Origin of the sequence: Millionella massiliensis (assembly GCF_900104655.1) — a bacterium.
GTDB classification, from domain to species: domain Bacteria; phylum Bacteroidota; class Bacteroidia; order Bacteroidales; family Rikenellaceae; genus Rikenella; species Rikenella massiliensis.
In genome coordinates this window covers 1,635,939-1,662,537 of record NZ_FNWD01000002.1, presented here as the reverse complement: position 1 = coordinate 1,662,537, position 26,599 = coordinate 1,635,939, and the positions used below count along the sequence as shown (strand labels likewise).

Sequence of the window (26,599 nt, the reverse complement as noted above, 5' to 3'; positions counted from 1 at the left end):
GCTTATTTATGACGCGCAACAGCCGAAAAGTTTAATCCGTTGTCGATAATTTTTCGGCAAAAAGATTCCGGACGAGTGAAAATTTGGTCCCCGGGCTGTTATTTTTCGGAAATAATCGCCTAACTTTGTATGAATCTGTTAGTCGATTCACAGAGCTACCTCCCTTGCCGCAACTGCTGGCAATACACGAATAAATAACCCAAATACACTCACCATGGCAGAAGAAAAAGCTAAAAAGCTGATGGCCGAATTTCCTCCCGTTACCACCCAGGAGTGGGAAGAGGCCATTGCCAAAGACCTCAAGGGGGCCGACCGGACCAAAAAACTGGTTTGGCGTACCATGGAAGGCTTCAACGCCGAGCCCTACTACCGGGCCGAAGATATGAAGGAGCTGAAACACCTCGGGTCGGCTCCCGGACAATTCCCCTACGTGCGTGGCGTCAAGGCCGACAACAACTGGCGCGTGCGTCAGACCATCGAAGTCGGCGACGACATCGCGGCTGCAAACCGAACCGCCCATGACGTGCTGATGAAAGGCGTCGACTCGCTCGGATTCGTCATCAAGAACAAAGAGTTCTCGGCCGCCGACCTCGAAGCCCTCCTCCAGGGAATCACCATCACCGCCATCGAACTCGCATTCAGCGGATGCGGCGTCGCTAAAGTCGCCGAACTTTTCCTCGACAAAGTCGCTGCCGAAAAACTCGACCCCGAACAGGTCTTCGCCACCTTCGGCATCGACCCCTTGATGAAACTCTCGAAAAAAGGCTCCTGGGGCTGCTCGGCTCCCGACGGTGCCAAACAGTTCGCCCGCATCAAGGAGCTCCTCGAAAAGGCTCCCCAGTACAAACGCGTGCGGCTGATCGCCGTCAACGGGACCCTGTTCCACAACTGCGGCGCCTCGATCGTACAGGAGCTCGCCTTTGCGCTGGCCATGGGCCATGAATACGTCGTGCGGCTCACCGACCTTGGACTCGACGTCGATCAGGTCGCCCCGTCGATCAAGTTCAACTTCTCGGTCGGCACCAACTATTTCATGGAGATCGCCAAACTGCGTGCTGCGCGGATGCTCTGGGCCAACATCATGGCACCCTACAACCCCAAACGCGGCTGCAGCTCGAAACTTCGTGCCCACATCCAGACCTCGGCCTGGAACCAGACCGTCTACGACCCCTATGTGAACATGCTCCGCGGTACCACCGAAGCGATGAGCGCCGCCATTGCCGGCGTCGATTCGATCGAAGTGCTGCCGTTCGACCACGCCTACGAAAAACCGACCGAATTCAGCAGCCGCATCGCCCGTAACGTACAGCTGCTGCTCAAGGAGGAGTCGCACTTCGACCAGGTGACCGACCCCGCAGCCGGTTCCTACTACATCGAAGAGCTGACCGCCTCGATCGCCGAACAGGCCTGGAAACTCTTCAAGGAGATCGAAGAGAAGGGCGGATACGTAGCTGCCTTCGAGGCCGGATTCGTTCAGGATCAGGTCGAAGCGACCGCGGCCAAACGCGACCAGAACATCGCCACGCGGCGTGAAATCCTGCTCGGTACGAACCAGTACCCCAACTTCAACGAAGTGGCTCAGACCGAAATCACCGACGAGATCGTTACGCGCGGCATGAAAAAATGCCACTGCGGATGCAAACACGCCGACCAGGAGCCCGAATACCGGCCCCTCAAACCCTATCGCGGTGCGATGGCCTTCGAAGCGATGCGTCTGCGCACGGACCGTAGCGGCAAGGAACCCAAAGCCTTCATGCTCACCTGCGGTACGCTCTCCATGGCCCGCGCCCGCTCGCAGTTTGCCTGCAACTTCTTTGCCTGCGCCGGGATCCGCGTGATCGACAACACCTTCTTCCACACCGTAGCCGAAGGGATCGAGGCTGCCAAACAGTCCGGCGCCCAGATCGTTGTGGTTTGCTCGTCGGATGACGACTACGCAACCGTAGCGCCCGAAGTGTACGAAGCCTTCAAGGGCACCGACGTGATCGTCGTGGTGGCCGGTGCTCCGGCCTGCCAGCCCGAACTCGAAGCTGCCGGCATTTCGCACTTCATCAGCGTTCGCAGCAACGTGCTCGAAACCCTCGAAGGTTATCAGAAAGAATTAGGTATTTAAATCGTTCGTATTCCGTTCATTGAGCCGCCTGGAACTGTTCTTTTTGTGAACAAAAAGAACCAAAAAAACTTTCGAGGATGCTGACGCATCCTAAACATTCCGTGTTTGAGAGTTAGGTTGCACCGAGGAGGATTTTCCGTGAGGGGGAGCGACCGTTCCGTGCGACTGGTGAAATGGATTGCGGACTCCAACGAAACGACAAACCATGAGAGCCAAATTTTCAGATATAAATTACACTTCCGCTACTGCCGCCGGCAGCTGCGGCTGCTCTTCCAAAAAAGAGTGCGGCGAAGCGCCCGTGTGGATGACCCCGGAGCACATCGCCGTCAAAGGCTCCTACTCGGCCGACGACCTGCTCGGCATGGAGCACCTGAACTACGCTGCGGGTCTGGCCCCCTTCCTGCGCGGCCCCTACAGCACCATGTACGTGATGCGTCCGTGGACCATCCGTCAGTATGCCGGTTTCTCGACCGCCGCCGAATCCAACGCCTTCTACCGCCGCAACCTTGCCGCCGGACAGAAAGGTCTGTCGGTGGCCTTCGACCTGGCTACCCACCGCGGTTACGACGCCGACCATCCCCGTGTAGTCGGTGACGTCGGAAAAGCCGGTGTGTCGATCTGCTCGGTCGAAGACATGAAAGTCCTCTTCGACGGAATTCCGCTCGACAAAATGTCCGTCTCGATGACCATGAACGGTGCCGTGCTGCCCGTGCTGGCCTTCTACATCGTGGCCGGTCTGGAACAGGGCTGCACCCTCGACCAGCTCAGCGGGACCATCCAGAACGACATCCTCAAGGAGTTCATGGTGCGCAACACCTACATCTACCCGCCTGAATTCTCGATGCGCATCATCGCCGACATCTTCGAATACACCTCGAAGAACATGCCCAAGTTCAACTCCATCTCGATCTCCGGCTACCACATGCAGGAGGCCGGCGCTACGGCCGACATCGAAATGGCCTACACCCTCGCCGACGGTCTCGAGTACCTCCGCACCGGGGTCAACGCCGGGATGGACATCGACTCCTTCGCTCCGCGTCTGTCGTTCTTCTGGGCCATCGGCATGAACCACTTCATGGAGATCGCCAAGATGCGCGCCGCCCGTATGCTGTGGGCCAAGATCGTAAAACAGTTCAACCCCAAGAACCCCAAATCGCTGGCCCTGCGTACCCACTCGCAGACCTCCGGCTGGTCGCTCACCGAACAGGATCCGTTCAACAACGTGGCCCGTACCGCCATCGAAGCCATGGCCGCCGCGCTCGGACACACCCAGTCGCTGCACACCAACGCCCTCGACGAAGCCATCGCCCTGCCGACCGACTTCTCGGCGCGTATCGCCCGCAACACCCAGATCTACATCCAGGAAGAGACCAACATCTGCCGCGGTATCGACCCGTGGGCCGGTTCCTACTACGTAGAGTCGCTCACCAACCAGATCATGCACAAAGCCTGGGCGCTGATCCAGGAGGTCGAATCGCTCGGCGGTATGGCCAAAGCCATCGAGACCGGCGTGCCGAAGATGCGTATCGAAGAGGCAGCGGCCCGTACGCAGGCCCGTATCGACTCCGGCGAACAGACCATCGTAGGGCTGAACAAATACCGGCTCGAAAAAGAGGACCCGATCGACATTCTGGCTGTGGACAACACCGCCGTTCGCGAATCGCAGGTGGCCCGTCTGAAAGAGCTGCGTGCCAACCGCGACGAAGCGGCCGTGAAACGTGCCCTGGATGCCATCACCGAATGCGTGCGCACCAAGAAGGGCAACCTGCTCGAGCTGGCCGTCGAAGCCGCCAAGGTACGCGCGTCGCTGGGCGAAATCTCGGATGCCTGCGAAGTGGTCGTAGGTCGTTACAATGCGGTGATCCGCTCAATTTCAGGTGTTTATTCTGCAGAAGTGAAAGACGACCAGAAATTCGCCAAAGCCAAGGAGCTGTGCGAACAATTTGCCAAGAAAGAGGGGCGTCAGCCTCGTATCATGATCGCCAAACTGGGGCAGGACGGCCACGACCGTGGTGCCAAAGTCGTTACGACCGGCTATGCCGACATCGGATTCGACGTGGATATGGGCCCGCTCTTCCAGACCCCCGAAGAGGCTGCCAAACAGGCCGTTGAGAACGACGTTCACGTCGTGGGCGTATCGTCGCTGGCTGCCGGCCACAAGACCCTCGTGCCGCAGATCGTCGAAGAGCTCAAGAAACTCGGCCGCGAAGACATCGTGGTGATCGTGGGCGGTGTGATCCCCCACCAGGACTACGACTTCCTCTACCAGCACGGTGCTGCTGCCATCTTCGGCCCCGGTACGCCGGTCACCGACGCTGCGATCAAGATTCTGGAAATCCTGCTCGACGAATAACCGATCGTCCCGCAGTGTTCCCGTAAGAGATTCCCCGCACTGCCGTCGGTAGTGCGGGGAATTTTTATCTGTGAGCGGTGTTGTGCGCGGTTCTGCTTCCGATATTGAGAGGAGGCGGCCGAACGTTGCGTGTCTCGATTCGCTGTATCCCGGTTCCGCCATGCTGTCGCGTTTTGTCGAGAGGCGTGTATGGGGTGGCCCCGTTACGCTTTATTTGAGACAGTTGCGGCCGAGCCGTCGGACAACCCCTCGTTTTGTTTAAGTTAAAGACCTGTAAATACTTCCCCGACACTCAGCAAACCTTCAGACATAAGAAATCCAAACCAAACCAAATCCAAACCCACCACCATGAAAAACCAATCACTAACCATGTTGCGGAGATCGCGATGGTTGTCGGCTGTTGCTGTCCTTGCGGCGACCGTGACGACCGCTGTCGCACAGAATCCGCTGTTGCCGCCGACCGCCTTCGTGCCCGACGGCGAACCCGACGTATTCGAATACCAGGGTCAGAAACGACTGTTCATTTACGGCTCGCGCGACGAACGGGTTACCGCCTATTGCGGTTACGGCCACGACGCCTGGTCCGCGCCCATCGACGATCTCACCCAGTGGACCAATCACGGCGAGATATTCAACGTCAGCCAGGTTCAGGAGATCGGCTACGGCAAGGTCGATGAGCAGCACTTCGGGGCGCCTGACTGTGTTTACAATCCGGTACTGAAGAAGTATTTCCTCTACACCTTCCTCGGGATGGCCTACAAGCTGGACGGAGTCGAGGGACCGGCGAGCGATGCGCCGGGCACGATTCCCGGTTTCGGCGAATACGGGCCGAAGTGCGTTGTGGCCGAGAGCGACAGTCCGGCCGGGCCGTTCGTGAATCCGCGGATCTGCGACTGGCCGGCTCTCAATGGAGCCGGAGCGTTCGACCCCTCGGTGGCGGTGGTGCCGCAGGCCGACGGTACGGTGCGCGTCTATGCCTACTGGGGGATGCGCAAAGGCGACTGCTGGGCCGAACTCGACCCGAACGACATGTGTACGATCATCGACGGCCGGACGCGCAAACCGGATCGGACAGCCTGGTATCGGACGCTGAACAACCCCGAACTGAACCGTCATACGACCCTTTTCGAGGCGTCGTCCATTAAGCAGGTCGCTCCGGACAAGTTTGTCTTTATCTGTTCCTCCAATCAGTTCGGGTCGGCGCTGACCTATTTCTACAGCAATTCGCCCGAGGGTCCCTGGACCTACGGCGGCATTATCGTCGAGAACCGGACGGGCTGGCGCGGCGGCAACAACCATGGCAGCATCGTTCGGGTCGGCGACCAGTGGTATGTGGTCTACCATCGCAGCACGTGCAACGACTACAACCGTCAGGCGATGATCGAGCCGATCGAGGTGCGGATCGAGGGCGACCGGGTGGTGATTCCGCAGGTCGAAATGACGTCGCAGGGGATATTCGCCGACGGACTCGATCCCTTCCGACGCTACTATGCCGGTACGATCGCCTACCAGTCGGGCGGGTATATTGCCGGGAGCCTGCGTCAGCCGGACGGGTTGAATCCGGTGGTGGTCGTGGGGCGGACCCCGGCCATCGGATGGAAGTATTTCAATTTCGACGCGTTGCGTTCAGCCGGGCAGCGCGGTCGGGTGACGCTGAAGCTCCATATGCAGGCGGCGCAGGCGGATGCACGAATGAAGATTTTTGTCATCGCGCCCGAAGATTGGGGTAAACCGGACCGGTACCGTTTGTTGTATGAATGCAGTCTGTCGAAACACCTCAAGGCGGACGGCGAGTTCCACGAAGTGAAGTTGCCGATGAGCGAGTTGTTGAAACAGGGAGTCGATGGGAAAAAGGCGTTGCTGATTCAGTTCGACGCCCCAGAAAATAAGGAGGTATGTCGGCTGAAGGAGATCGAGTTCACGCGCTCATAATGTTGTGAAGTCTGCCGATCCAACGGTAGCCTAACTGGGATGTTGTGGAGGTTGCCTTCGACACGCTGATCCACTGTAACTGTTGAGGTTATCGCATGGGCTGTTGTTCGAACCGCCGGGCGAGGTCTATGCGGCCGGTGCTGTTGATGCGGTTAGTACGGCGGATGTTGTTTATACATCATTTGCGTCCGTATGACCCCTCAGGTGTGCTGTTATCTCTGCGTGGTGCTCTGTTTCGGGTGCATTGCGTGCCCTTTAGCGCCTTAGTATGCGGAACATCCGTGGAATCAATCCTGGCATCTGCGTTCTGTTTCCGAATGAGAAGGTGCAATCCTTTTTCCCGGGTAGATTATTTCCGTGCGCCTTCGGTTTTTCCGTGGGGGCTTTTTTCTGTTTGTCGGAGATGCCGGAAGGGGGATTTGTGGAGGGCGGTGGTTGTTTTGGGGTGTGGGCGTGTGATGGCGGAAAGAGCTGAATTTTGTCTGAGATTTGGAATAATGCTCCAGGGGGATATGTCGAGTCTATTTTGAGCTTTCGAGGGATTCTGCGTTCAGTTGCCCCTGTTCTGAGCGGGGGTCGAAGGTGTGCATGTCCGATAGGCGGAAGGAAAGATCGTGGTGTGTCCATCGTTCTAAAAAGGAATCGGGATTCAGAGAAACATCGTTCTCTGAATCCCGATTGTTTTTCAGCAAGTTCTGAAAACCGCTTGCCGCGTTTCGCCGGTGGCGAGAAGGTCGTGTGGATTATCGTTGAGCCGGGGTACTCTATGGCGGGGAGTGCTTCCTATGGGGTATTTTTACCCGTTGGCCTGGTGGCGACGCTTCTTCCGGGAATTGTTGTGATTCCCCGGTTTTTGCGGTCCCACCTTATGTCAACGTCCCGTCGTTCTCCCGCTTGCCCTTTGTGCCCTTTTCTTTCCGTTCGTCTCTTCACCTTCTGCCGGGATATCTCGGGGCGCTTCGGTTGCTCGCTTCTCTCTTACGCACTCCCACTCCATCTCTCGTTCCATCTCCCACTTCTCTCCCCTTCTATCTCCCGGCCGACTGGCTGGTTAGCGTTCTTTGTAGCGGTCGATCTGGCGTTTGATGGCGTCCACGCAGAGGTCGACGGACTCTTCGAAGGTTTTGCTGCGGCGTTCGGCGACGAGTTCGCTGCCGGGTACCGACAGGCGCAACATCACGACTTTGTTGCCGGCTTCGTCGTCCTTGTCGAGTTTGAGGGTCACTTCCGCACCGGTGCTGTTGTCGATCATGCGGTCCAGTTTGCCTACTTTATGTTGTACGAAATCGAGCAATTTCTTGTCGGCGTCGAATTTCACGGATTGAATCTGGATGTTCATACCTTGTCCTCCTTACTTTTTCTTGTGTTTAAAACGGCCCGGGGGTGGGCATTATTGTAGGTTTCTCGCAAAGACTCGATCGTGTTGTGGGTATAGATCTGTGTGGCGGCGAGCGAGGCGTGGCCGAGCAACTGTTGCACGACGCGTACCGAGGCTCCGTGTTGCATCAGGTGGGTGGCGAAGGTGTGCCGCAGCACGTGCGGCGAACGTTTGCCCTGCACCCCGGCCGTCGACAGATATTTGCGGACGATCGTATAGACTCCCATGGGGGAGAGTCGTTTGCCTTTGTTGGTTAAAAATAGGAAATTTTTGTCTTCTTCGCAAATGTTTTCTTGTTTTCTTATCTGCAAATAGTGTTCCAAACGGGCCGCCACGTCGGGCAGAATCGGCACGGCTCTCTCTTTGGATCCTTTACCCATGACGCGCAGGGTTCGTTCCGCGAGATCGAGGCTGCTGAGGGTCAGGGAGGAGAGTTCGGAGCGGCGCAGACCGCAGGCGTATAGCAGCAGTACGACCATCAGGTCGCGTTCGATGGGGAATTGGTCGGAGGGTTCTTCCAGTACGCGGACGAGTTGGGCCATGCGGCTCTGTTCGACGAAGACGGGAAGGTGGCGGCCGCCGCGCAGTGCCCGGATGTCGCGGACGGGGTTGTGGGTTACGACGCCTTCGCGCACGAGGTAGCGGAAAAAGGAGCGCAGCGTGGATATCTTGCGGTTGACGCTGCCGGTGGCGATGCCGGCTTCGACGTTGCGCATCACCCAGCCGCGGATGTCGTCGAGCCGAACGGCCGTCGGGTCGAGGGGCGGCGTGACAGGATGCAGGTGATCGGATTCGGGCAATGCGGAGTGCTCAGTGGCCGGGAGGGCGGCACTGTTCGCCCGCTTTTGTTTCGGGCGGGAGGTCCCGTTATCTGTCTGGTCGGCCTTGTTTGGCCGGATCGGGCTGGTGGAAATGGAGGTTGCCTCTTTTTCCTGGTTGGTGCTGGCTGGTCCGGGCTGGCTGGTGGCGGGGGCTGCATTCTCGGCACTGTCGTACAGGTATCGCTCGAAATCGCGCAGGTCGCGGGTGTAGGTATCGACAGTAGAGGCCGAGCAGCGTCGCTCGGCCTCCATGTAGCGTGCAAAGTTGGCGATGTAGTCGATCATACGATGGAATCGTATTAGTAGGCGGGTTACGGGGCAAATGCAGCGTCGAAGTAGTGCGGGGGACTTGGAGTTGAGGCGGGACAAAATCCCCGTCCGGGTGTACTCCTACGGGGCATAGTTTAATGTGTGCAAGGGAATGTGTGCGGGGCTTGAAGTGTGTCGGGTTTGCCGTATTCGGTGGATCGAGTCTCTGGCGGTGTTTGGTGCTTGGAGAAGTTGTGCATTCAGTTGCCTTCCTGCCCTCCTCTCTTCTGCTCCCTATCACCAGAATCCTCTTCCCCTGTATGTCCCTTTTTGGGACCTCTGCCTCTTCCCTGCTCCCTCTTCCTTTATGCCGCTTGTGTTTGCTTTTACTCTCCCTGATTCAGGGAGGCTTTATGCTAGCACTCCTTGGCGCGGCATCCTTTCACAGGCTATTTTTAATCCCTTTCACGTTCTTTGCTCACTCCTTCCTTCCACTTCCTCTTTTTCGCGTTCTTTTCTCCGACCTCTTTCGGTCCCCCCCTCTCTGTGCCCCTCGGTGACGGGGCGGTTAGCGTTTCTTCTTGCCGCCGCGCGAACGGGATTTACCGCCTCGGGCTGCCTGACGTGCTTCGGCGGGCGATGCACCCCATTCGTTCGATGTGGAGGTGGGTTGCGGCAGTCGGTCGAGCTTGCGGGTGTGGAAGTCGATGGCGCCGACCATCTCGAAGTCGAGCTGTTTGCGGGTGAGGTCGGCCCGTTTGATGCGGATCCGCACTTCGTCGCCGAGGGTGAACCGGCGGCCGGTGGTATGGCCTACCACGGCGTAATTCTCGGAGTCGAAGGCGTAGTAGTCGTCGGTCATGTCGCGCAGGGAGACCATCCCTTCGATCTTGGTGTCGTTCAGTTCGACGTAGATGCCCCAGTCGGTGACGCCGCTGATCGAGCCGTCGAACTCTTGGCCGAGCTTGTCTTCCATGAATTCGACCATCTTGTATTTGATCGAGGCGCGTTCGGCTTCGGCGGCGCGGATCTCCATGGCCGAGGAGTGGTCGCAGAGTTTTTCGTAGGTCTCCTTGTCTTCGCTCTTGCCGCCGTCGAGGTAGTGTTGCAGCAGGCGGTGGACCATCATGTCGGGGTAGCGGCGGATGGGCGAGGTGAAGTGGGTGTAGTAGTCGAAGGCCAGACCGTAGTGGCCGATGTTGGTGGTCGAGTAGACGGCTTTGGCCATCGACCGGATCGCCAGTGTCGAGATGAGGTTCTCTTCCTTGCGGCCCTTGACGGTGGTGAGCAGTTTGGTCAGTTCTTTGGCCACGGCTTTGCCCTTTTCGGCCTTGAAGTTGTAGCCGAAGCGGGTGATGAAGGTCTTGAAGCTGGCGAATTTCTCTTCGTTGGGTTTGTCGTGGATGCGGTAGACGAAAGTGCGTTCGGTGCGCTGGCCGGGACGCTTGCGGCCGATGAATTCGGCGACTTTGCGGTTGGCCAGCAGCATGAACTCTTCGATCAGCTGGTTCGAGTCCTTGATCTCTTTGAAATAAACGCTGAGCGGTTTGCCGTTCTCGTCGAGCACGAATTTGGCTTCGTCGCGTTCGAACCCGATCGAGCCGTGCTTGAACCGGTCGGCACGCAGTTTCTTGGCCAGCCGGTCGAGGGTCAGGACGGCATCTTTGAGAGGCTCGTCCGGAGATTTGCCTTCGATCACGTTCTGGGCCTCTTCGTAGGTGAAGCGGCGGTCGGAGAGGATCACGGCGCGGCCGAACCATTCGTTGATGACTTTGGCTTCGTCGTCGAGTTCGAAGATGGCCGAGAAGGTGAGTTTCTCTTCGTTGGGGCGCAGCGAGCAGAGGTCGTTGGAGAGCTTTTCGGGCAGCATCGGCACGGTGCGGTCTACCAGGTAGACGCTGGTGGCGCGGTTGACTGCTTCGGTGTCGATGGCGTCGCCGGGGTGGACGTAGTGGGTCACGTCGGCAATGTGTACGCCGACTTCCCAGTTGCCGCCGGGCAGCTGGCGGATCGAGAGGGCGTCGTCGAAGTCTTTGGCGTCGGCCGGGTCGATGGTGAAGGTGGTCACGCCGCGCATGTCTCGGCGGCGTTTGATTTCGGCTTTCGTTATGCCGGCTTTAATTTTATCGGCTGTCTTTTCGAGCTCTTCGGGGAAGTGGTAGGGCAGGTCGTATTCGGCCAGGATGGCGTGCATCTCGGTGTTGTTGTCGCCCGAGTTGCCGAGTACGTCGATCACTTCGCCGGTGGGATTTTTTGCGGTTTCGGGCCATTCGGTGATCCGCACGATCACTTTCTGTCCGTTCTGGGCGCCGTTCACGGAGCGCAGCGGCACGAAGATGTCGGCGGGCATGGTCCGCGAGTCGATGATGACGAAGGCGTATTTGTCGGAGATTTCGATGCGGCCGACAAAGGTGCGTTTGCCCTGTTCGAGGGTCTCGACCACTTCGCCTTCGATGCGTCCGTCGCGGCGGCGGCCGATGATGGCCACGCGCACGTGGTCGCCGTGCATGGCGTGGTGGGTGTGGCGCGGTTCGACGATGATGTCTTTCTCGCCTTCGGCGGCGTCATCGACGATGATGTAGGCCATGCCGCTGGCGGTCATGTCGACTTTGCCGGTGCGGGTGGGGAGCTGTTTGCGTACGAGACGGTACTGGCCGGCGCCGACCTTCTCGAGAACGCCCTCGACGGCCATCTGGCGCATCAGATCGTGGATCATTTTGCGGCCGTCGTTGCCCTGGATACCGATCTGTTTGGCGGCCATTTTCGAGTCGTAGATTCGCGACGGATGGTTGGCGAAGGCTTCGAAGAGCATTCGCTTGATCTCCCGAACGGCCACTTCGGGAATGTTCGGGCGTCCCTCGCCCACGCTTGCCGTCTGGTTCTCGGCGGCGGACACGGAGTCGGACCATTCCAACCCCAATTTCTTTTTCAGTTTCTTCAGCATCTAATATTCTTTTATTCGCTTCAAAGATAGTGATTTATTCAGCGGCGGGGGTGGCCGTGGAACAGAATTTCTGAAAAAAGGGAGAGATTTAAAATTATATTTACCTTTGTACCCGAATTATCGGCCGGCAGCGACTGTCGGTCTGTCGTCAATCTCAAGTATTTCTGAGGATGAAACTTTGCAGGCGGGCGTCGGAGCTCGCAGGATTTCAGGGCACGGTCGGGTTCGTGCCCACGATGGGGGCCCTCCACCAGGGGCACCTCTCGCTCGTGAACGCATGTCGCAAGGCCTGCGACACCGTGGTGGTCAGCATCTTCGTGAACCCCACCCAGTTCAATGACCCGAAAGATCTCGAAAACTATCCCCGCACCGAACAGAACGACCTCCAGCTGCTCGAAGCGGCCGGTGTGGACTATGTCTTCGCTCCCTCGGTCGAAGAGGTCTATCCCGAACCCGACACCCGTGTGTTCGACTTCGGGGGGCTCGACCGCGTCATGGAAGGCGAACACCGGCCCGGACACTTCAACGGCGTGGGGCAGGTGGTGTCGCGGCTGTTCGACATCGTAAAACCCGACAAGGCCTTCTTCGGCGAAAAGGATTTCCAGCAGCTGGCCATTATCCGTTATATGGTGCGTCAGCTCGGTCTGCCGATCGAAATTGTCGGCTGCCCCATCGTGCGCGATACCGACGGGCTGGCCCGCAGCTCGCGTAACATGCTGCTCACGCCCGAATGCCGTGCCGCAGCGCCGCATATTTATGAAGTGTTGTCGGATGCTGTCCGTTCGTTGCGCGGCCAGGTGAGCGTAGCCGAAGCCAAACGGCTGATTGCCGAGCGCATCGATGAGAATCCGAACCTCCAGACCGAATACATCGAGATCGCGTCGGCCGCGACGTTGCAGCCCGCCACCGAGTGGGGAGCATCCGTCGGTGAGCTGCGTTGCTTTGCCGCCGTGCACGCCGGTCAGATCCGGTTGATAGATAACGTTGCAATTTAAATCGACCGTATGGGACTGCCGCTTTTTGAAAAAAGCGGCACCAAAAACTTTTTAGATGGCAGCCTCTACCCCAGTCGGTCGATGACCCGCCGTTTAGGATGCGCAGCATCCGCGAAAAGTTCTTTGGGTCCCTTTCTTCCAAGAAAGGGACGGTTCCATGCGGGTAGTGCCCAAGAAAAACGCAAATCAGCATACCATGCAAATTGAGGTATTGAAATCCAAGATACACCGCGTACACGTGACCGAGGCAAACCTCGATTACGTCGGGAGTATCACCATTGACCGCGAACTGATGGACGCCGCCGGTATCATCCCCGGCGAAAAAGTGCAAATCGTGGACAACAACAACGGCGAACGCTTCGAAACCTACGTGATCGAAGGGGCCGCCGGCAGCGGCTGCATCTGCATCAACGGTGCCGCTGCCCGTAAAGTGGCCGTGGGAGACATCGTGATCATCATCTCCTACGGAATCATGGACTTCGAGGAGGCCAAAACCTTCCGTCCCAGCGTTGTATTCCCCGATACCGACACCAACCGGATCATCCGGTAGGCCCGCGCGCCCCGGGCGCAGGATACTTCGCCCCTGAAATCGTATCGAAAGCCCGACATGGCCACCATGTCGGGCTTTTTCTATCCGTCGTCGGCGGGCCGCTCCGGCCCCTAACCGGTTGAAACACCGGGCCGGGAGGCTGAAATCCCGATATTATCGCCTATATTTGCAACATATGGGATGCGGCCTGGCCCGGAAAACCGCGAAAACATCACTGCCGCGGTTTCATAGCCGTCTGCCCGTCCCGACTGGAATTGGGTACATCTCAGCTGAAAGCTCCGGCCGGTGTCCGGCTTCCCGCTTTCGACTCTCCGTATATTTGCAACATGATGACACTGAAAGAGAAAATCGAACAACTCAAACGTGAGCGCCATGCCGTGATCCTGGCGCACTACTATACCGAAGGCGACGTGCAGGACGTGGCCGACTTTGTCGGTGACAGTCTCGCCCTCTCGCAGAAAGCCGCCACGACCGACGCCGAAGTGATTCTGTTTGCCGGCGTTCACTTCATGGGCGAGACCGCCAAGATTCTTTCGCCCGACAAAACCGTTCTGATGCCCGACATGAGTGCCGGGTGTTCGCTGGCCGACTCCTGTCGCGCCGACGAATTTGCCGCCTTCATCGCCGCCCACCCCGGCCACACGGTGATCTCTTACGTCAACACCACCGCCGAAGTCAAGGCCCTGACGGACATCGTCTGCACCAGCAGCAATGCCGTTCAGATCGTGCAGTCGCTGCCCGAGGACGAACCCATCATCTTCGGCCCCGACCGCAACCTGGGCAACTACATCAAGAACATTACCGGCCGGCAGAACATGCTGATTTGGGACGGCGCCTGCCACGTGCACGAAGAGTTCTCGCTCGAAAAGATCCTCGAACTGAAGCAGGCCCATCCGACCGCCAAGGTGCTGACCCACCCCGAGTGCAAGCGGCCGATCGTGCTGATTTCGGACTACGTCGGGTCGACCGCCGAGTTGCTCAAGTTTGCGACCGACGACACCACCACCGACACCTACATCGTGGTGACCGAGCCCGGCGTGCTGCATCAGATGAAGAAGTCGGCCCCGGCGAAGACCTTCATTCCCGCTCCGCCGATCGACTCCACATGTGGGTGCAACAACTGCAGCTACATGAAACTGGTGACGTTGCAGAAGATGGCCGATGCGCTGGAGCGTCTCGAACCGCAGATCGTCATCCCCGAAGATACCCGCGTACGGGCCGAAAAGTCGATCCGCCGGATGCTGGATATTTCGAAAAAGTTGGGGTTGATTAAGTAGAGAGCTCCTTGCCCGGGGGAAAGGATATCCCGACGAGGAGCCGCACGCCCTCCCTTGGAGGGCGAAGACCCCCTTGGAGGACAAAGCCCCCCCATCGGAAGGCGTTCTTCCCCCATCGGAAGGCGTTGGAACAACCCGAAACCGGATGAGCCGGAATCCCTTTGCCCGGAGAGGTGTATGGACCGGCGGATCGGCGGGTGGGTGGCATTCCGTTTTTGCAAAGACAATGAGTATGATTTTATATAAAACCGATGCGGACAATACATTGGTCCCCATCCGGGAGAAACCGTTCCGACTGGAGCGCGAAATGCAGCGCCTCTTTGAGCAGAACCTCGAAGTGATTATGGGGCTGGAGCTGGTCAAGACGGAGTGTACGATCAAGAACAAACGGATCGACACGCTGGCTTTTGACCCGCAGATCGGAGCGTTTGTCATCATCGAGTACAAACGCGACCGGAATACCAGCGTTTTTGACCAGGGCATCACCTACCTGAACCTGATGCTTCAGTACAAGGAGAGTTTCCTGGTGGAGTACAACGAGTCACTGGGGCGTAATCTGAAGCGGGCCGACGTGGACTGGTCGCAGACACGTGTGGTGTTCGTTTCAACCGACTTCACCGAAAACCAGATTGAGGCAACCAATTTCCGGGACCTTTCGATCGAGTTGTGGCAGGTGAAGCGTTACGAAAACCACACCATCGCCATTATCCCGGTCAAGAAGAGCCGGACGGCCGAAAGTATCGGTCAGCTGGCCGGTAAGGGCGACTCGGCGATTCGTACCGTGGCCGAAGAGATTGTGACCTATACCGAAGAGCGTCTGTTGGCCGGGAAACCCGACGAGACGGTCGAACTTTACGAGCGGTTCAAGGGGGCGATTCTGAATCTGACCGATGATATCGAGGTGAAACCGCTGAAACTTTACGTGTCCTTTAAAAAAGAGGGGCGTAGTATCGTTAGTATTGAATTGCAGCAGCGCAATATTAAACTGTTTGTCAATGTCAAAAGCGGGTGTCTCGACGATCTGAAAGGGATGGCTCGCGATATTTCTTCAATTGGGCACTATGCGTCGGGCGATTATGAGGTGAAGGCTATGGACGACCGTAATCTGGAGTATATTATGAGCCTGGTGAAACAGGCTCTTTGATTCCTGTACGGCGTTCCCCCCCCCTGAAAACGAATAAAAAAAGGCGGCAGCGGAGAGATTCTTAACGATAATCTCTCCGCTGCCGCTTTTATGTCGCACAGGGTGTATGGGCGGAACGGGAACTGGCGGACGGGGTGAGAAATGCTCGTGGCGGCTTTCACCCCCTCGCACCCCCTCTTCACCCGCGCCGTGACGCTATTTTCTCGGCACAGCGACCAGTTTGAACACCTTGTCGCCCCGGTGCACCACCTCCGGCGTCTTGACCGAGCATTTGACCCCCTGCGGTGCCAGTTCGGTCGGCTTCAGGTCTACCCGGATTTCATCCGGCGTGAACTCCAGCGTACCGGTGGTCGCACCCAGGAAGAGCAGTTTCTCGCCCAGTGCCAGCGGTACCGCCTCGACCGAGACTTCGGCCACGCCGATCCGTGCGAAGTAGTTGGTCACCTTGCCGACCATCACCTTTTTCTCCGTGGCGGCCGAACCGTAGTGCTCCGACCATTCGCCCAGCCGCTGGCCCAGGTAGTAGCCGTCCCAGAAGTCACGGTTGAAGACCGTCCGCAGCCGTTCTTTCAGCCCGGCGGCCAGTTCGCGGGTGAAACGCCCCTCGGCCACGGCCTGCACCCCCTCTTTGTAGCACTCGCAGACGCGGCGCACGTATTCGCCCGAGCGGGCGCGTCCTTCGATCTTCAGCACCCGCACTCCGGCTTCGAGCATCTTGTCCAGAAACTCGATGGTGCAGAGGTCTTTCGGCGACATGATGTGTTCGTTCTCGACGACGAGCTGCATCCCGGTCTCGACATCTTCGACCCGGTAGGAGCGGCGGCAGAGCTGGCGGCATTCGCCGCGGTTGGCCGATTTCCATGCCTCGTGGAGGCTCAGGTAGCACTTTCCGGAGGTGGCCATGCAGAGGGCGCCGTGGGCGAACATCTCGATGCGGATCGGTTCGCCTTTCGGACCGCGAATGTCGCGTTCGGCAATCTGGTCGTAGATGTGGCGCACGCGTTCGAGCGTCAGCTCGCGCGCCAGAACCACCACGTCGGCATAACGGGCGTAGAAGGCCAGCGATTCGGTGTTGCTGATGTTGAGCTGGGTCGAGAGGTGCACCTCGACGCCCTGTTCGCGGGCGTAGTTCATGGCGGCCTGGTCGGCGACGATCACGGCGTCGATACCCTCGGCTCGGGCCCGGTCGACGACCTGCCGCATGTAGGGGATTTCGTCGTCGAAGAGGACGGTGTTGAGGGTCAGGTAGGTTTTGATGCCGTGGTCGCGGCAGGTGGCTACGATGCGGGCCAGGTCGTCGAGCGTGAAGTTGACGCTCGAACCGGCGCGCATGTTGAGCCCCTGTACGCCGAAATAGACGGAGTCGGCGCCGCCCTGAATGGCGCCCTGAAGCGACTCCCACGATCCGACGGGGCACATCACTTCGACTTCGGTTGCTTGTATCATCTCTTTTGCTCGTTACTGGTGGGGGGGGGACGGTCGGGGAGCCGACGGCCGCCGCGGGAGGTTCTCCGCGGTGGCTGTCCCTCTCCCGGTGAAACATGGCAGCCCGCTGCCGGGAGTCGGCTTCGGGCTGCTGTGGCGGGGGCGGATCGGTCTGATAGTGTGGCCGGTGGCCCGGCGGGTGGCCGATCGTGCGATTAGAGGTCGATCATCTCCACGCGCCGCTGATGGCGGCCGCCTTCGAACTCGGCGTCGAAGAAGGCGTCGAGAATGGCTGCGGCCTGCGTCTCGTCGATGAAACGGGCGGGCAGCGAGCAGACGTTGGCGTCGTTGTGCTGACGGGCCAGGGCGGCAATCTCGGGACACCAGCAGATGGCGGCTCGCACTTTGGGGTGCTTGTTGAGGGTCATGCTGATGCCGTTGGCGCTGCCGCAGAGCGATACGGCGAGGTCGCACTCTCCGGCGGCTACGACGCGGGCCAGGGCGTGGGCATAGACGGGATAGTCGACGCTCTCTTCGCTGTGGGTTCCCAGGTCGTTGACGGCGTATCCTTTGGAGAGCAGGTAGCCGGCGACGAACTCTTTCATGCGGTAGCCGGCGTGGTCGCTGGCGATGGCGACGTTATAGGTTTTCATCCGTAGGTATGGTTTTGATTCTTTAGCGTCGCCAAAGGTACGATTATTTTGCGGGATTGCCGATGCTGGAGGCTACCTTGGTGGCCTGTTCGTCCTGGAAACAGTGCAGACCCGAGACGTTTTCGTAGGTATAGGGCACGAATTGCATCACCTGGAGGGCGATGAAACGGTCGTCTTTCGAGCGTTGGATGTCGAGGCGCACGGGGCCGCTCTCTTTGCGGCGGGCGGCGCGGATTTCGTCGAGTTTGTTCTGTTCGATCAGTCGCACGAGTTCGTCGCCCGAGATGCCTTCGAAGTAGAGCCGGTAGGTGCGGACGGGGCTTTTGGTGGGCAGGTAGAGGGTGGCTTTGTCGCCGAAGCAGATACGCAGCAGGCCGATCACCACGAGCGCGAAGCTGCCGGCGATGCAGGCCATATAGAGCGATCCGGTGTTGTCGGTGATGTTGTCGGAGAGCAGGTAGAGGACGACGCCGGCCACGATCAGCAGGGCGCTGATGGCGACGGCTTTACCGCTTTTGCGTTTGGCGACGAGGGTTTCGATGGAGATGGTATTTGCTTGAGTGGACATGGTTTTCGTGATTTAAGGGTTGTTTTTTGTGTTTACCCGCATGGAACCGTCCCTTTCTTGTAAGAAAGGGACCCAAAGAACTTTTCGCGGATGCTGCGCATCCTAAACGGCGGGTCTTGACCGACTGGGTAGAGGCGGCCATCTCAAAAGTTTTTGGTGCCGCTTTTTACAAAAAGCGGCAGTCGCATACAGAATACAAAACCGCCTGCGGGTTTGGTGAGGTAATGCGAGGAAAACGCAGTTAAAAAGCGGTAGTTGTAGGCTGTAAGATTTAAAAAAAACAATCGATTAAATCACGATGCGGCGCAGTGCCAGGACGACTCCGTCGCCAGCCCGGCTGACGGAGGTGGCCCGGCCGCAGGAGTTGCCGCAGAGGCGGGTACGCCATGTGGTGAAGGAGCGGGCGGCGGATTCGCGCCCAAGATAGGAGAGCCGCGTGTCCGGCGACCGGAAAACGGGACTCGATATTTCGCGCCGGAAACCGGTCAGCCACGAGCATCGGGCACCGCCAGCGGTGCTGTTCGTCGTGCGGCTCGACAGGCTTCCTTGCTCGGAGATCGGAACGAGGGCGAAGGTGTAGTTGTCAGCGGCGGATCGGTCGGGCGAGGAGGTGTCGATGAGTTGCGCTGCGTGGTCGGTATGGACACAACTGCGCTGAATGCCGTTGCTTGCGGCCGCGAGGTAGAAGAGTGCGGTGGCAAACAGCAGGCAGACGTAAAGCAGCGATCGATATGTAGCCCGGCGGCGCATGACGGGATAAAGATACGCAAAATCTGCGAAATCGGTCAGTGGATTCCTCGATGCCCGGAACCGGACCTTCCGAACCGCTCCTGTTGCGAGACGATTTTCAGGGGCGTTTCGATTGTGAGGAAGGCCGTATCGTTGTTGAGGATGGGCGACCGGGAAATGAATGGGGATGAGCGTATCCGAAGAGGGGGATGCGGCTCGTCGTCAGTTATTCGGGGAGGTCGAGGTGTGGGGCGTTACGCGTTGTTTTCGCGCATGAAGGAGATCAGGGGCCAAAGCGACCGTTCCTCTTTCCAGCGTCGGGCGATTCGGAGTCGGTAGGGTTTGTATCGGTCGAGGCGGCGGAACACGGCGATACGGTGGTCGGCCCAACAGAGGATGCGGTACCACACGTAGGCCCACAGCAGGCCTTCGGCCGTTCCGAAGAGGATGTCCATGGGGTAGTGGACGCCGAGGTAGATGCGGCTGTAGGAGACTCCCACGGCCCAGCAGAACATCATGATGGTGAACCAGCGCCGGCGGAGCAGCAGCGAGGAGAGCAGCGCGAGGCCGAAGCAGTTGGCGGCGTGGGACGATACGGTGCCGTACGGGCCGCCGACGTATCCGTTGACGGTGTGCACGTCGGCCATGATGGGTTCAAAGTGGGTGGGACGTGACTTGGGGAGGTACTCCTTGGCGAGGGTGGCGGTCTGGTCGGCGCACAGGATCAGCAGGGGAACGATCAGGGCGAAGAGCACCAGTTTGCGCACACCGAGGCGGGCGTAGATAAGCCACAGAATGCAGACGTAGAACGGGATCCAAATGAGTTTGCCGGAGATGGCATACATGATCTGGTCCATGACCGTTCCGCCGTCGAAGTTGAGGGCGAGAAGCAGGTTTTGGTCGAAGAGATAGGGGGTAATCATCTTTACAGAAAGAGCTTACCACAAAGATATATGCTTTTGTGTCAGGTTGTTCTCTTAACGGACAAAAAATCGGAATTTAGGCACAGAAGGGATATGGAGTTGTCCAAAAGGGAGGTCAAATGAAGATTTTGGGGGCGCTTCGATGCCGGACTGCCGGTGGAACAGGCTGATTGAAAATTTTTTGGAAAAATCCGAAGGTCTGTTCGGGTATGCGAAAAGATCCGTATGTGGGGTCGATTGAGCTGTTTGAAGGTCTGATTGTTGGGCTACTCGGCAAGGAGGGGAGGTTTTCGGGAACGTGCGAGTCGTGGGCCGGAGGCAACTGCCGATGCAGAGAACAGTGCTGGAGGGAGGGGATATGCCTTCACCTTCGGTTCTCTGCGGAGATATCCATATAAAAAATCCCGCGCGGCTATCGGACCGCGCGGGAGGACAAGCAGATGGGGAAGGGGGTGCTGGTTTTGCCTGCGTTAATGGGCGTCGAGCCAGCTGGTACCGGCATTGGCCTCGACCAGCAGCGGTACGCTGAGGCTGGCGGCGCCGGACATGGCCGTGCTCACCAGCTGCATTACGCGGTCGGCCTCGTCGCGCGGCACTTCGAGCACCAGTTCGTCGTGGACTTGCAGCACGATGCGAGCGGCCGAACCGCTCTCGCGCAACTGTCGGTCGACCTCGATCATGGCGATCTTCATGATGTCGGCGGCGCTGCCCTGGATCGGGGCATTGATGGCGTTTCGTTCGGCCAGCGAGCGGGTCATCGCGTTGCTGGAGCGGATGTCGCGCAGGTAGCGGCGACGGCCGAACAGCGTCTCGACGTAACCGCGTTCGCGGGCTTCGGCAACCACACGGTCCATGTAGCTCTTGACCCCGGGGTAGTGGGTGAAGTAGCCGTCGATCAGTTCGCGGGCTTCGGTGCGCGGGATGTGGAGCCGGGTGGCCAGGCCGAAGGCCGAGATGCCGTAGATGATGCCGAAGTTGGCGGTTTTGGCGCGGCGGCGCTGTTCGCGGGTCACCTGGTCGGGGGCGACGCCGAAAATCTTGGCGGCGGTGGCGGTGTGGACATCCTCGCCGTCGAGAAAGGCCTGCCGCAGGGCGTCGTCGCCCGAGAGGTGGGCCATGATGCGCAGTTCGACCTGCGAATAGTCGGCCGACACGATCACGTGGTCGGCATCGGGGGCGGTGAAGGCCTTGCGGATCTCGCGCCCGGCGGCGTCGCGGATCGGAATGTTCTGCAGGTTGGGGTTGGTCGAACTGAGACGGCCGGTGGCGGTCACGGCCTGGTTGAACGAGGTGTGGATGCGGCCGGTGGCGGGGTTGATCAGCTGCGGAAGGGCCTCGATGTAGGTCGAGAGTAGCTTTTTCAGCCCGCGGTATTCCAGAATCTTGTCGACGATCGGGTGGTTGTCGGCCAGCGATTGCAGGTACTCTTCGTCGGTGCGGTACTGGCCGGTGCGGGTCTTTCTGGGTTTGGGGTCGATTCTGAGCCCTTCGAACAGCGCGTCGCCCAGCTGTTTGGCGGAGTTGACGTTGAGTTCGGGCTGGCCGGCCATCTCGCGGATCTCGGCCTCCAGGCGGGCGGCTTCGACGGTCAGGGCGGTGCCCGACTCGCCGAGGATCGCACGGTCCACGTAGACGCCGTTGCGTTCCATTCGGGCCAGTACGGGGATCAGCGGAGCCTCGATGTCGAGGTAGAGGCCCGTTTGGCGGCTCTCTTCGAGCAGGGGCCAGAGCTTGTCGTAGAGTTGCAGGGTGATGTCGGCATCCTCGGCGGCATATTCGGCCACCCGGACCGGGTCGGCATCGGCCATGGAACTCTGTTTGGCGCCTTTGCCGATCAGGGCTTCGATCGGGACGGGTTCGTAGTTCAGAAAACTTTTGGCCAGAAAATCCATCCCGTGGCGCGACTCGGGGTCGAGCAGGTAGTGGATAATCATCGTGTCGTAGAGCGTGCCGCGCACTTCGATGCCGGCGGCATGGTTCAGTACGAGGAGGTCGAATTTGATGTTCTGACCGATCTTTCCGATCCGTTCGTCTTCAAATGCGGGGCGCAGCGTCTCCAGCACCGTGGCGCGGCGTTCGGCGTCGGGGGTGGGTACCCAGTAGGCTTCGTGGGGGGTGAGGGCGAACGAGAGGCCGACCAGTTCGGAGCGGAGCGGGTCGAGGCCGGAGGTCTCGGTGTCGAAGCAGAAACGGTCGGCAGCGCTGAGCCGTGCTGCGAGGTCGGCGAGGCTCTCGGCCGTATCGACCGTGTGGTAGCGGTGGTCGGTGGTGGCGACGGTGGCGTAGCCGCTTGCGGAGGTGGAGGTGTCGTCCTCGCCCAGTGCCGGTGTCGGTGGAACGACGACGGGGGCGGGCTCGGCCGCCGGGGTGTCGAACAGGGACATCTGACCGGTCAGCTGCGAGTAGGGCTTTGGTTTGCCGGGTTTCGTGCTCAGCTGCGGCAGCGTGTTGGCGCTGGCGGCATGGGTGTGGTAGATGCGGCTGTCGAGGTCGCGCAGCAGCTGGCTGAAGTTGTGTTCGAGGTAGAGGCTGCGCAGGGCCGGATAGTCGGGCTCTTCGACCTTCAGTGCCTGCGGGTCGAACTCGATGGGCACCTCCAGACAGATGGTGGCGAGCACTTTGGAGAGGCGCAGCTGCTCCTGGTTGTCGAGGATTGAGGTGCGCAGTTTCGGGGTGAGGGAGTCGGCGTGGGCGATGATGTTTTCGACGTCGCCCCACGTGCCGACCAGTTTGCGGGCTCCCTTCTCGCCGATGCCGGGCACGCCGGGGATGTTGTCCGAGGCGTCGCCCCACAGGGCCAGTATGTCGATCACCTGGCGCGGGTCGGCGATGCCGTAGTTCTCGCACACTTTGTCCAGACCGACGATCTCGATGCCTTCGCCTCCCTTGGCGGGCTTGTACATGCTGACGTTCTGTTTGATCAACTGGCCGTAGTCCTTGTCGGGGGTGACCATGTAGACGTCGTAGGCGCCGCAGCACGAGGCCTGGTGCGAGAGGGTCCCGATCACGTCGTCGGCTTCGTAGTTCGGCACTTCGAGCACGGGGATGCGCATCGCGGCGAGGAGTGCCTTGATGTGGGGCACGGCAGCGATGATGTCCTCCGGGGTGGCGTCGCGGTTGGCTTTGTAGAGGGGATAAAGCTCGCGACGGAACGAACCGCCGGGCGGGTCGAACGCCACGCCGAGGTAGCGGGGCTGTTCGCGGGCGATCAGGTCGTTCAGGAACTTGGCGAATCCGTAGATGGCCGAGGTGTTGAGTCCCTGTGCGTTGCGCATGGGACGGTTGATCAGGGCGTAGTGGAACTTGAAGATCAGGGCGTAGGCGTCGATCAGAAAGAGTTTTTCCATCGTGATGGGTGTGTCGGCCCCGGAGCGGGCGGATGGGGAATGGTATGGGGAACAAGGGGGTGCTTCGGTCGCGGCGCGCGGCGTGGTCGTGGCCGGGGCGGCGTGGTCGTGGCCGGGGAGCGGTCTGAGGGCGCGGTGTGCGGCCCGGAGCGTTGCGTCGGCTACAGGGGGTTGTCTTCGGCGCGCCAGGTGGCGTGGGATTTGGCGGTCTCGTAGAGGGTCAGTTCCGCCAGCCGGACGCCTGCGGGAAGTTCGGCCGCAATCTGGGGTGCCCACCGGGCGATCATCTGTTCGCAGGTGGGTTGGTAATCGACGGTATAGACCCGTTTCCACTTGTCGCGCACCTGTTCGAGCAGGGGGGCGTTTTCGGGGGTGAGCCGGACCACGAGGGCGTGGTCGTGGGGATCGACGATCAGCCGGTTGACGATGGCTTTCAGCTCGCCGAAGTCCATCACCATCCCGTATTTCGGATCGTCGGGGTTGTCGCACGGGGTGCCGCTCACGGTCACGAAGAGTTTGTAGGAGTGGCCGTGGATGTGGCGGCAGAGGCCGTCGTAACCTTCGAGGGCGTGGGCCATCTCGAAGGAGAATTCGCGGGTCAGACGGATCGTTGCCATAGGTTGTTCTCGCTGTGTGGTGTGTATCGAATGACCGCCGGGGACGTTGGGATACGCCCCCGGCGGGTGTAGCTGCCGGATCGGTCGGACTGTCGTCCCGGAGGAGCGACGGATGATCGGATCGAGCGGTCGCTGTCTGTTGTTCTTCGGGGGCGACGGATGACCGGAGCGGGCGGTCGCGGCCCGTTGTTCCCCGAGGTGTCGGCCGGCGGGACGGAGCTTGTGTGTTCTTCCCATCCCCAGCCGACCGGAGAGCGGACCCGGCCGGCGGTTAGTGCTGGAATCCGGTGAGGGTCTTCAGGCCGGTTTCGCCGGGAGCGGCCCATTGCAGGGCGAGCGATGCGCCGTTGTTCATGTCGAAGAAGTCGACGCGAATCTTGTGCCATCCTTTGGCCAGGGCGCGTTGTGCCTTGAGGCAGCGGTCGCTGTGGGGGCCGTCGTTGTCGATCAGCATGGCGCCATCAATGTAGAGCATCGAGCCGTCGTTCGAGGTCAGGGCGAAGGTGTAGATGCCGTCGGCCGGCACTTCGAAGTAGCCTTCGTAGACGAGACCAAGCCAGCCGGCCATTTTCGTCGGGATGGCCACGCTGTCGAGGGTGTGGCGCGCTACCGTTTTGGCGGCCTCGATTTCGGCGCATTTGTTGCCTTTGAACTCATGCTGAACCATGCCGATGCCCGGTTTTGCGGCTTCGGGCAGCTCCTGGGCCGGAGAGTAGGACTCCTTGCGGTATTCGGCGGTCTGGATGGCACCGGCGGTGCCGTCGGGACGGAACGGACGGAAGGTGAATTTCGTCGATTCGGTCACGGTGATGGGACCGGTGTAGAGGGTCGATTCGGCGTTGGGCTTGGTGCCGTCGGTGGTGTAGCGGATCTGGATGTTGGGCAGTACGCAGTTGACTTCGACGCGGGCCGTATCGACAAAGACGTTGATGTCGTTGAAACCGGTCAGGTCGGGAATGCGGTAGTTGACGCCGATGCGGTCGAGGTGGTTGATCTGGGCGACAAAGCGTTTCTGGAAGTCGGCCCAATCCTTGGCTTCGGGTTGCGACCAGCCCAGCTCGCTGATGGCGAACATGCGGGGCATGGCCTGGTACTGCATGCGGCGAACGCTGGGGATCCGTTCACACCAGATGTTGGCCTGTACGCCGCGGATGTTCTTTTTCTGCTCGGGAGTGAGGTTCCAGTCGGCGCGGTAGGTGGTCGGTTCGGTTTCGTAGATGCGTCGCAGGTCGCCGCCCTGTTCCATGAAGTCGAGGTAGAGCAGGAAGTCGGGGCAGAGGATCACCTGGTTGCCCTGGGCGGTGGCGGTGGTGACGGCCTTGGGAGCCCAGTCGCGCCACCAGGTGATGGTGGCCGTGGGCGAGAGACCGCCGTCGACGATTTCGTCCCATCCGATCAGCTTCTTGCCGTTGGCGTTGAAGTGGCGTTCCATGTCGTGGACAAACCAGGCCTGGAGTTCTTCTTCATTGGCGAGGTTGTTGGCTGCGATGCGGGCCTGGCAGTCGGGGCAGGCTTTCCAGTTGGTCTTTTCGACTTCGTCGGCGCCGAGGTGGACGTATTCATAGGGGAAGAGGGCGAAGACTTCGCTGTAGATGTTTTTGGCGAAGTTCACGGCCGAGTCCTTGCCGGGGCAAAGGGGCGACGAGAAGCTCTGACCCCAGTCCGATTCGCCGTTGCAGGTGATCCAGGGATAACCCTGCTGGGCACCCATCAGGTGGCCGGGCATGTCGAGCTCGGGGATTACGTCGATGCCGCGTTCGGCGGCGTAGGCAACCACCTCTTTGATCTGTTCCTGGGTGTAGTAGCCGCCGTAGAGGGTGTCGCCGTTTTCAATCTTCATCAGTTCCTGGGGCAGCTCCATGTCGGGGTTGTCCTCGTCGATGGCCATGGCCATGCACTGACGGTCCTGGCCGTTGAATTTGCGCCAGGCTCCCTTTTCGGTCAGCAGGGGGTACTGCTTGATCTCGATGCGCCATCCCTGGTCGTCGGTCAGGTGCCAGTGGAACTTGTTGAATTTGTAGGTGGCCATCAGGTCGATGAAATCCTTGACCTGGTCGGCGGTGAAGAAGTGGCGGCTCACGTCGAGGTGCATCCCGCGCCAGTCGAAGCGGGGGGCGTCGCTGATGGTCACGTAGGGCAGCCGGCTGTCTTTGGAATCAACGGGGACGAGCTGGCGAAGGGTGGCGATCCCCATCAGCACGCCGCGGGGAGAGGCTCCCTGAATGGTCACGCCGTCGGCGTTGACGGTCAGCGTGTAGGCTTCGGGGTTGTCGTTCTGCAGCCCGAGGCGCAGGTCGATGTTGCCGGTTTTGCCGGGTGCGGCCGCTTCGAGTTGCAGGGCCGATGAGGCCTGCAGTGCTTCGGTCAGGTAGCGGGCGGCTGCGGCGAGGCTCGTGTCGGCCGACACGGTCATGCCGCTTTTGAGTTTGAAGGTTCCGTCGGTCTGGGTCATCGAGACGGGACGCGGAATCAGGTTGATCTCGGGGGTGGCGACGGGCTCGGTCCCGCAGGAGACGGCCAGCAGCGATGCGGCGCCGAGTACGGCTGCCAAACGGGGTAGGGTGCGGAATTTCATGTAGAG

Annotated in this window: 18 protein-coding genes; 7 read left to right on the top strand and 11 right to left on the bottom strand. The window is 59.8% G+C overall.

The window, feature by feature from the left end:
• Positions 1–214: 214 nt before the first annotated feature.
• The 3 genes from BQ5379_RS06485 to BQ5379_RS06475 all read left to right on the top strand — a co-directional run bounded on the left by BQ5379_RS06485 (position 215) and on the right by BQ5379_RS06475 (position 6,398).
• Positions 215–2,113 carry a methylmalonyl-CoA mutase family protein gene (locus BQ5379_RS06485; protein ID WP_071134687.1) on the top strand — a complete coding sequence of 633 codons (1,899 nt, stop codon included), beginning with the start codon at positions 215–217 and terminating at the stop codon, positions 2,111–2,113.
• A gap of 205 nt (positions 2,114–2,318) precedes the next feature.
• Positions 2,319–4,466, top strand: a complete 2,148-nt coding sequence (scpA, locus tag BQ5379_RS06480) for a methylmalonyl-CoA mutase (protein WP_071134686.1) — start codon at positions 2,319–2,321, stop codon at positions 4,464–4,466.
• Positions 4,467–4,814: 348 nt separating this feature from the next.
• Positions 4,815–6,398: a family 43 glycosylhydrolase gene (locus BQ5379_RS06475; protein WP_083377630.1), complete on the top strand. Its 1,584-nt coding sequence runs from the start codon at positions 4,815–4,817 to the stop codon at positions 6,396–6,398.
• A gap of 1,051 nt (positions 6,399–7,449) precedes the next feature.
• On the opposite strand, the gene BQ5379_RS06470 is transcribed toward BQ5379_RS06475, so the two are convergent.
• The 3 genes from BQ5379_RS06470 to rnr all read right to left on the bottom strand — a co-directional run bounded on the left by BQ5379_RS06470 (position 7,450) and on the right by rnr (position 11,790).
• Positions 7,450–7,737 (bottom strand): HPF/RaiA family ribosome-associated protein, encoded by a 288-nt coding sequence (locus BQ5379_RS06470; RefSeq protein ID WP_071134684.1) that lies wholly within the window; start codon positions 7,735–7,737, stop codon positions 7,450–7,452.
• On the bottom strand, positions 7,734–8,882 hold the full coding sequence (locus BQ5379_RS06465) for a tyrosine-type recombinase/integrase (protein ID WP_071134683.1): 1,149 nt from the start codon (positions 8,880–8,882) through the stop codon (positions 7,734–7,736). The genes BQ5379_RS06470 and BQ5379_RS06465 overlap by 4 nt, the downstream gene beginning before the upstream one ends.
• 532 nt (positions 8,883–9,414) lie before the next feature.
• Positions 9,415–11,790 (bottom strand): ribonuclease R, encoded by a 2,376-nt coding sequence (gene rnr / locus BQ5379_RS06460; RefSeq protein WP_071134682.1) that lies wholly within the window; start codon positions 11,788–11,790, stop codon positions 9,415–9,417.
• 170 nt (positions 11,791–11,960) lie between these two features.
• On the opposite strand from rnr, the gene panC reads away from it, so the two are divergent.
• The 4 genes from panC (at position 11,961) to BQ5379_RS06440 (ending at position 15,756) form a co-directional block, all read left to right on the top strand.
• Entirely contained in the window at positions 11,961–12,785 is an 825-nt protein-coding gene (panC, locus tag BQ5379_RS06455; protein ID WP_071134681.1) for a pantoate--beta-alanine ligase, read from the top strand.
• A 196-nt stretch (positions 12,786–12,981) separates the two neighbouring features.
• A complete protein-coding gene (gene panD, locus BQ5379_RS06450; protein ID WP_071134680.1) occupies positions 12,982–13,335 on the top strand; it encodes an aspartate 1-decarboxylase in 354 nt (117 codons plus the stop codon).
• 326 nt (positions 13,336–13,661) lie between these two features.
• Positions 13,662–14,612, top strand: a complete 951-nt coding sequence (gene nadA / locus BQ5379_RS06445; RefSeq protein ID WP_071134679.1) for a quinolinate synthase NadA — start codon at positions 13,662–13,664, stop codon at positions 14,610–14,612.
• 232 nt (positions 14,613–14,844) lie between these two features.
• The gene (locus BQ5379_RS06440; protein ID WP_071134678.1) at positions 14,845–15,756 is read left to right on the top strand and encodes a DUF5655 domain-containing protein; all 912 of its coding nucleotides are present in this window, start codon (positions 14,845–14,847) and stop codon (positions 15,754–15,756) included.
• Positions 15,757–15,951: 195 nt separating this feature from the next.
• Here the strand turns inward: BQ5379_RS06440 and BQ5379_RS06435 are convergent, their stop codons facing one another.
• From BQ5379_RS06435 to BQ5379_RS06395, 8 genes are all read right to left on the bottom strand, one after another.
• Entirely contained in the window at positions 15,952–17,199 is a 1,248-nt protein-coding gene (locus BQ5379_RS06435) for a peptidase U32 family protein (protein ID WP_205408215.1), read from the bottom strand.
• Positions 17,200–17,396: 197 nt separating this feature from the next.
• Complete coding sequence (gene rpiB, locus BQ5379_RS06430) at positions 17,397–17,834, bottom strand: ribose 5-phosphate isomerase B (protein ID WP_071134676.1); 438 nt, start codon at positions 17,832–17,834, stop codon at positions 17,397–17,399.
• A 43-nt stretch (positions 17,835–17,877) separates the two neighbouring features.
• Positions 17,878–18,402, bottom strand: a complete 525-nt coding sequence (locus BQ5379_RS06425) for a hypothetical protein (RefSeq protein ID WP_071134675.1) — start codon at positions 18,400–18,402, stop codon at positions 17,878–17,880.
• A 288-nt stretch (positions 18,403–18,690) separates the two neighbouring features.
• On the bottom strand, positions 18,691–19,152 hold the full coding sequence (locus tag BQ5379_RS06420; RefSeq protein WP_071134674.1) for a hypothetical protein: 462 nt from the start codon (positions 19,150–19,152) through the stop codon (positions 18,691–18,693).
• A 233-nt stretch (positions 19,153–19,385) separates the two neighbouring features.
• Positions 19,386–20,054 carry a phosphatase PAP2 family protein gene (locus BQ5379_RS06415; protein WP_071134673.1) on the bottom strand — a complete coding sequence of 223 codons (669 nt, stop codon included), beginning with the start codon at positions 20,052–20,054 and terminating at the stop codon, positions 19,386–19,388.
• A gap of 470 nt (positions 20,055–20,524) precedes the next feature.
• Positions 20,525–23,401 carry a DNA polymerase I gene (gene polA, locus BQ5379_RS06405; protein ID WP_071134671.1) on the bottom strand — a complete coding sequence of 959 codons (2,877 nt, stop codon included), beginning with the start codon at positions 23,399–23,401 and terminating at the stop codon, positions 20,525–20,527.
• 161 nt (positions 23,402–23,562) lie between these two features.
• The gene (locus BQ5379_RS06400) at positions 23,563–24,018 is read right to left on the bottom strand and encodes a 6-pyruvoyl trahydropterin synthase family protein (protein ID WP_205408195.1); all 456 of its coding nucleotides are present in this window, start codon (positions 24,016–24,018) and stop codon (positions 23,563–23,565) included.
• 271 nt (positions 24,019–24,289) lie between these two features.
• Positions 24,290–26,593, bottom strand: a complete 2,304-nt coding sequence (locus BQ5379_RS06395) for a family 20 glycosylhydrolase (protein WP_071134670.1) — start codon at positions 26,591–26,593, stop codon at positions 24,290–24,292.
• Between the last annotated feature and the right edge of the window lie 6 nt (positions 26,594–26,599).

Excerpts from the sequence above, each read along its gene's own strand:
- rpiB (WP_071134676.1), bottom strand. The coding sequence starts at position 17,834 with ATGAAAACCTATAACGTCGCCATCGCCAGCGACCACGCCGGCTACCGC.
- rnr (WP_071134682.1), bottom strand. The coding sequence starts at position 11,790 with ATGCTGAAGAAACTGAAAAAGAAATTGGGGTTGGAATGGTCCGACTCC.
- BQ5379_RS06475 (WP_083377630.1), top strand. The coding sequence starts at position 4,815 with ATGAAAAACCAATCACTAACCATGTTGCGGAGATCGCGATGGTTGTCG.
- BQ5379_RS06415 (WP_071134673.1), bottom strand. The coding sequence starts at position 20,054 with ATGATTACCCCCTATCTCTTCGACCAAAACCTGCTTCTCGCCCTCAAC.
- nadA (WP_071134679.1), top strand. The coding sequence starts at position 13,662 with ATGATGACACTGAAAGAGAAAATCGAACAACTCAAACGTGAGCGCCAT.
- panC (WP_071134681.1), top strand. The coding sequence starts at position 11,961 with ATGAAACTTTGCAGGCGGGCGTCGGAGCTCGCAGGATTTCAGGGCACG.
- BQ5379_RS06400 (WP_205408195.1), bottom strand. The coding sequence starts at position 24,018 with ATGGCAACGATCCGTCTGACCCGCGAATTCTCCTTCGAGATGGCCCAC.
- BQ5379_RS06485 (WP_071134687.1), top strand. The coding sequence starts at position 215 with ATGGCAGAAGAAAAAGCTAAAAAGCTGATGGCCGAATTTCCTCCCGTT.
- BQ5379_RS06440 (WP_071134678.1), top strand. The coding sequence starts at position 14,845 with ATGATTTTATATAAAACCGATGCGGACAATACATTGGTCCCCATCCGG.
- BQ5379_RS06425 (WP_071134675.1), bottom strand. The coding sequence starts at position 18,402 with ATGTCCACTCAAGCAAATACCATCTCCATCGAAACCCTCGTCGCCAAA.
- BQ5379_RS06420 (WP_071134674.1), bottom strand. The coding sequence starts at position 19,152 with ATGCGCCGCCGGGCTACATATCGATCGCTGCTTTACGTCTGCCTGCTG.
- panD (WP_071134680.1), top strand. The coding sequence starts at position 12,982 with ATGCAAATTGAGGTATTGAAATCCAAGATACACCGCGTACACGTGACC.
- BQ5379_RS06470 (WP_071134684.1), bottom strand. The coding sequence starts at position 7,737 with ATGAACATCCAGATTCAATCCGTGAAATTCGACGCCGACAAGAAATTG.
- BQ5379_RS06465 (WP_071134683.1), bottom strand. The coding sequence starts at position 8,882 with ATGATCGACTACATCGCCAACTTTGCACGCTACATGGAGGCCGAGCGA.
- BQ5379_RS06395 (WP_071134670.1), bottom strand. The coding sequence starts at position 26,593 with ATGAAATTCCGCACCCTACCCCGTTTGGCAGCCGTACTCGGCGCCGCA.
- polA (WP_071134671.1), bottom strand. The coding sequence starts at position 23,401 with ATGGAAAAACTCTTTCTGATCGACGCCTACGCCCTGATCTTCAAGTTC.
- scpA (WP_071134686.1), top strand. The coding sequence starts at position 2,319 with ATGAGAGCCAAATTTTCAGATATAAATTACACTTCCGCTACTGCCGCC.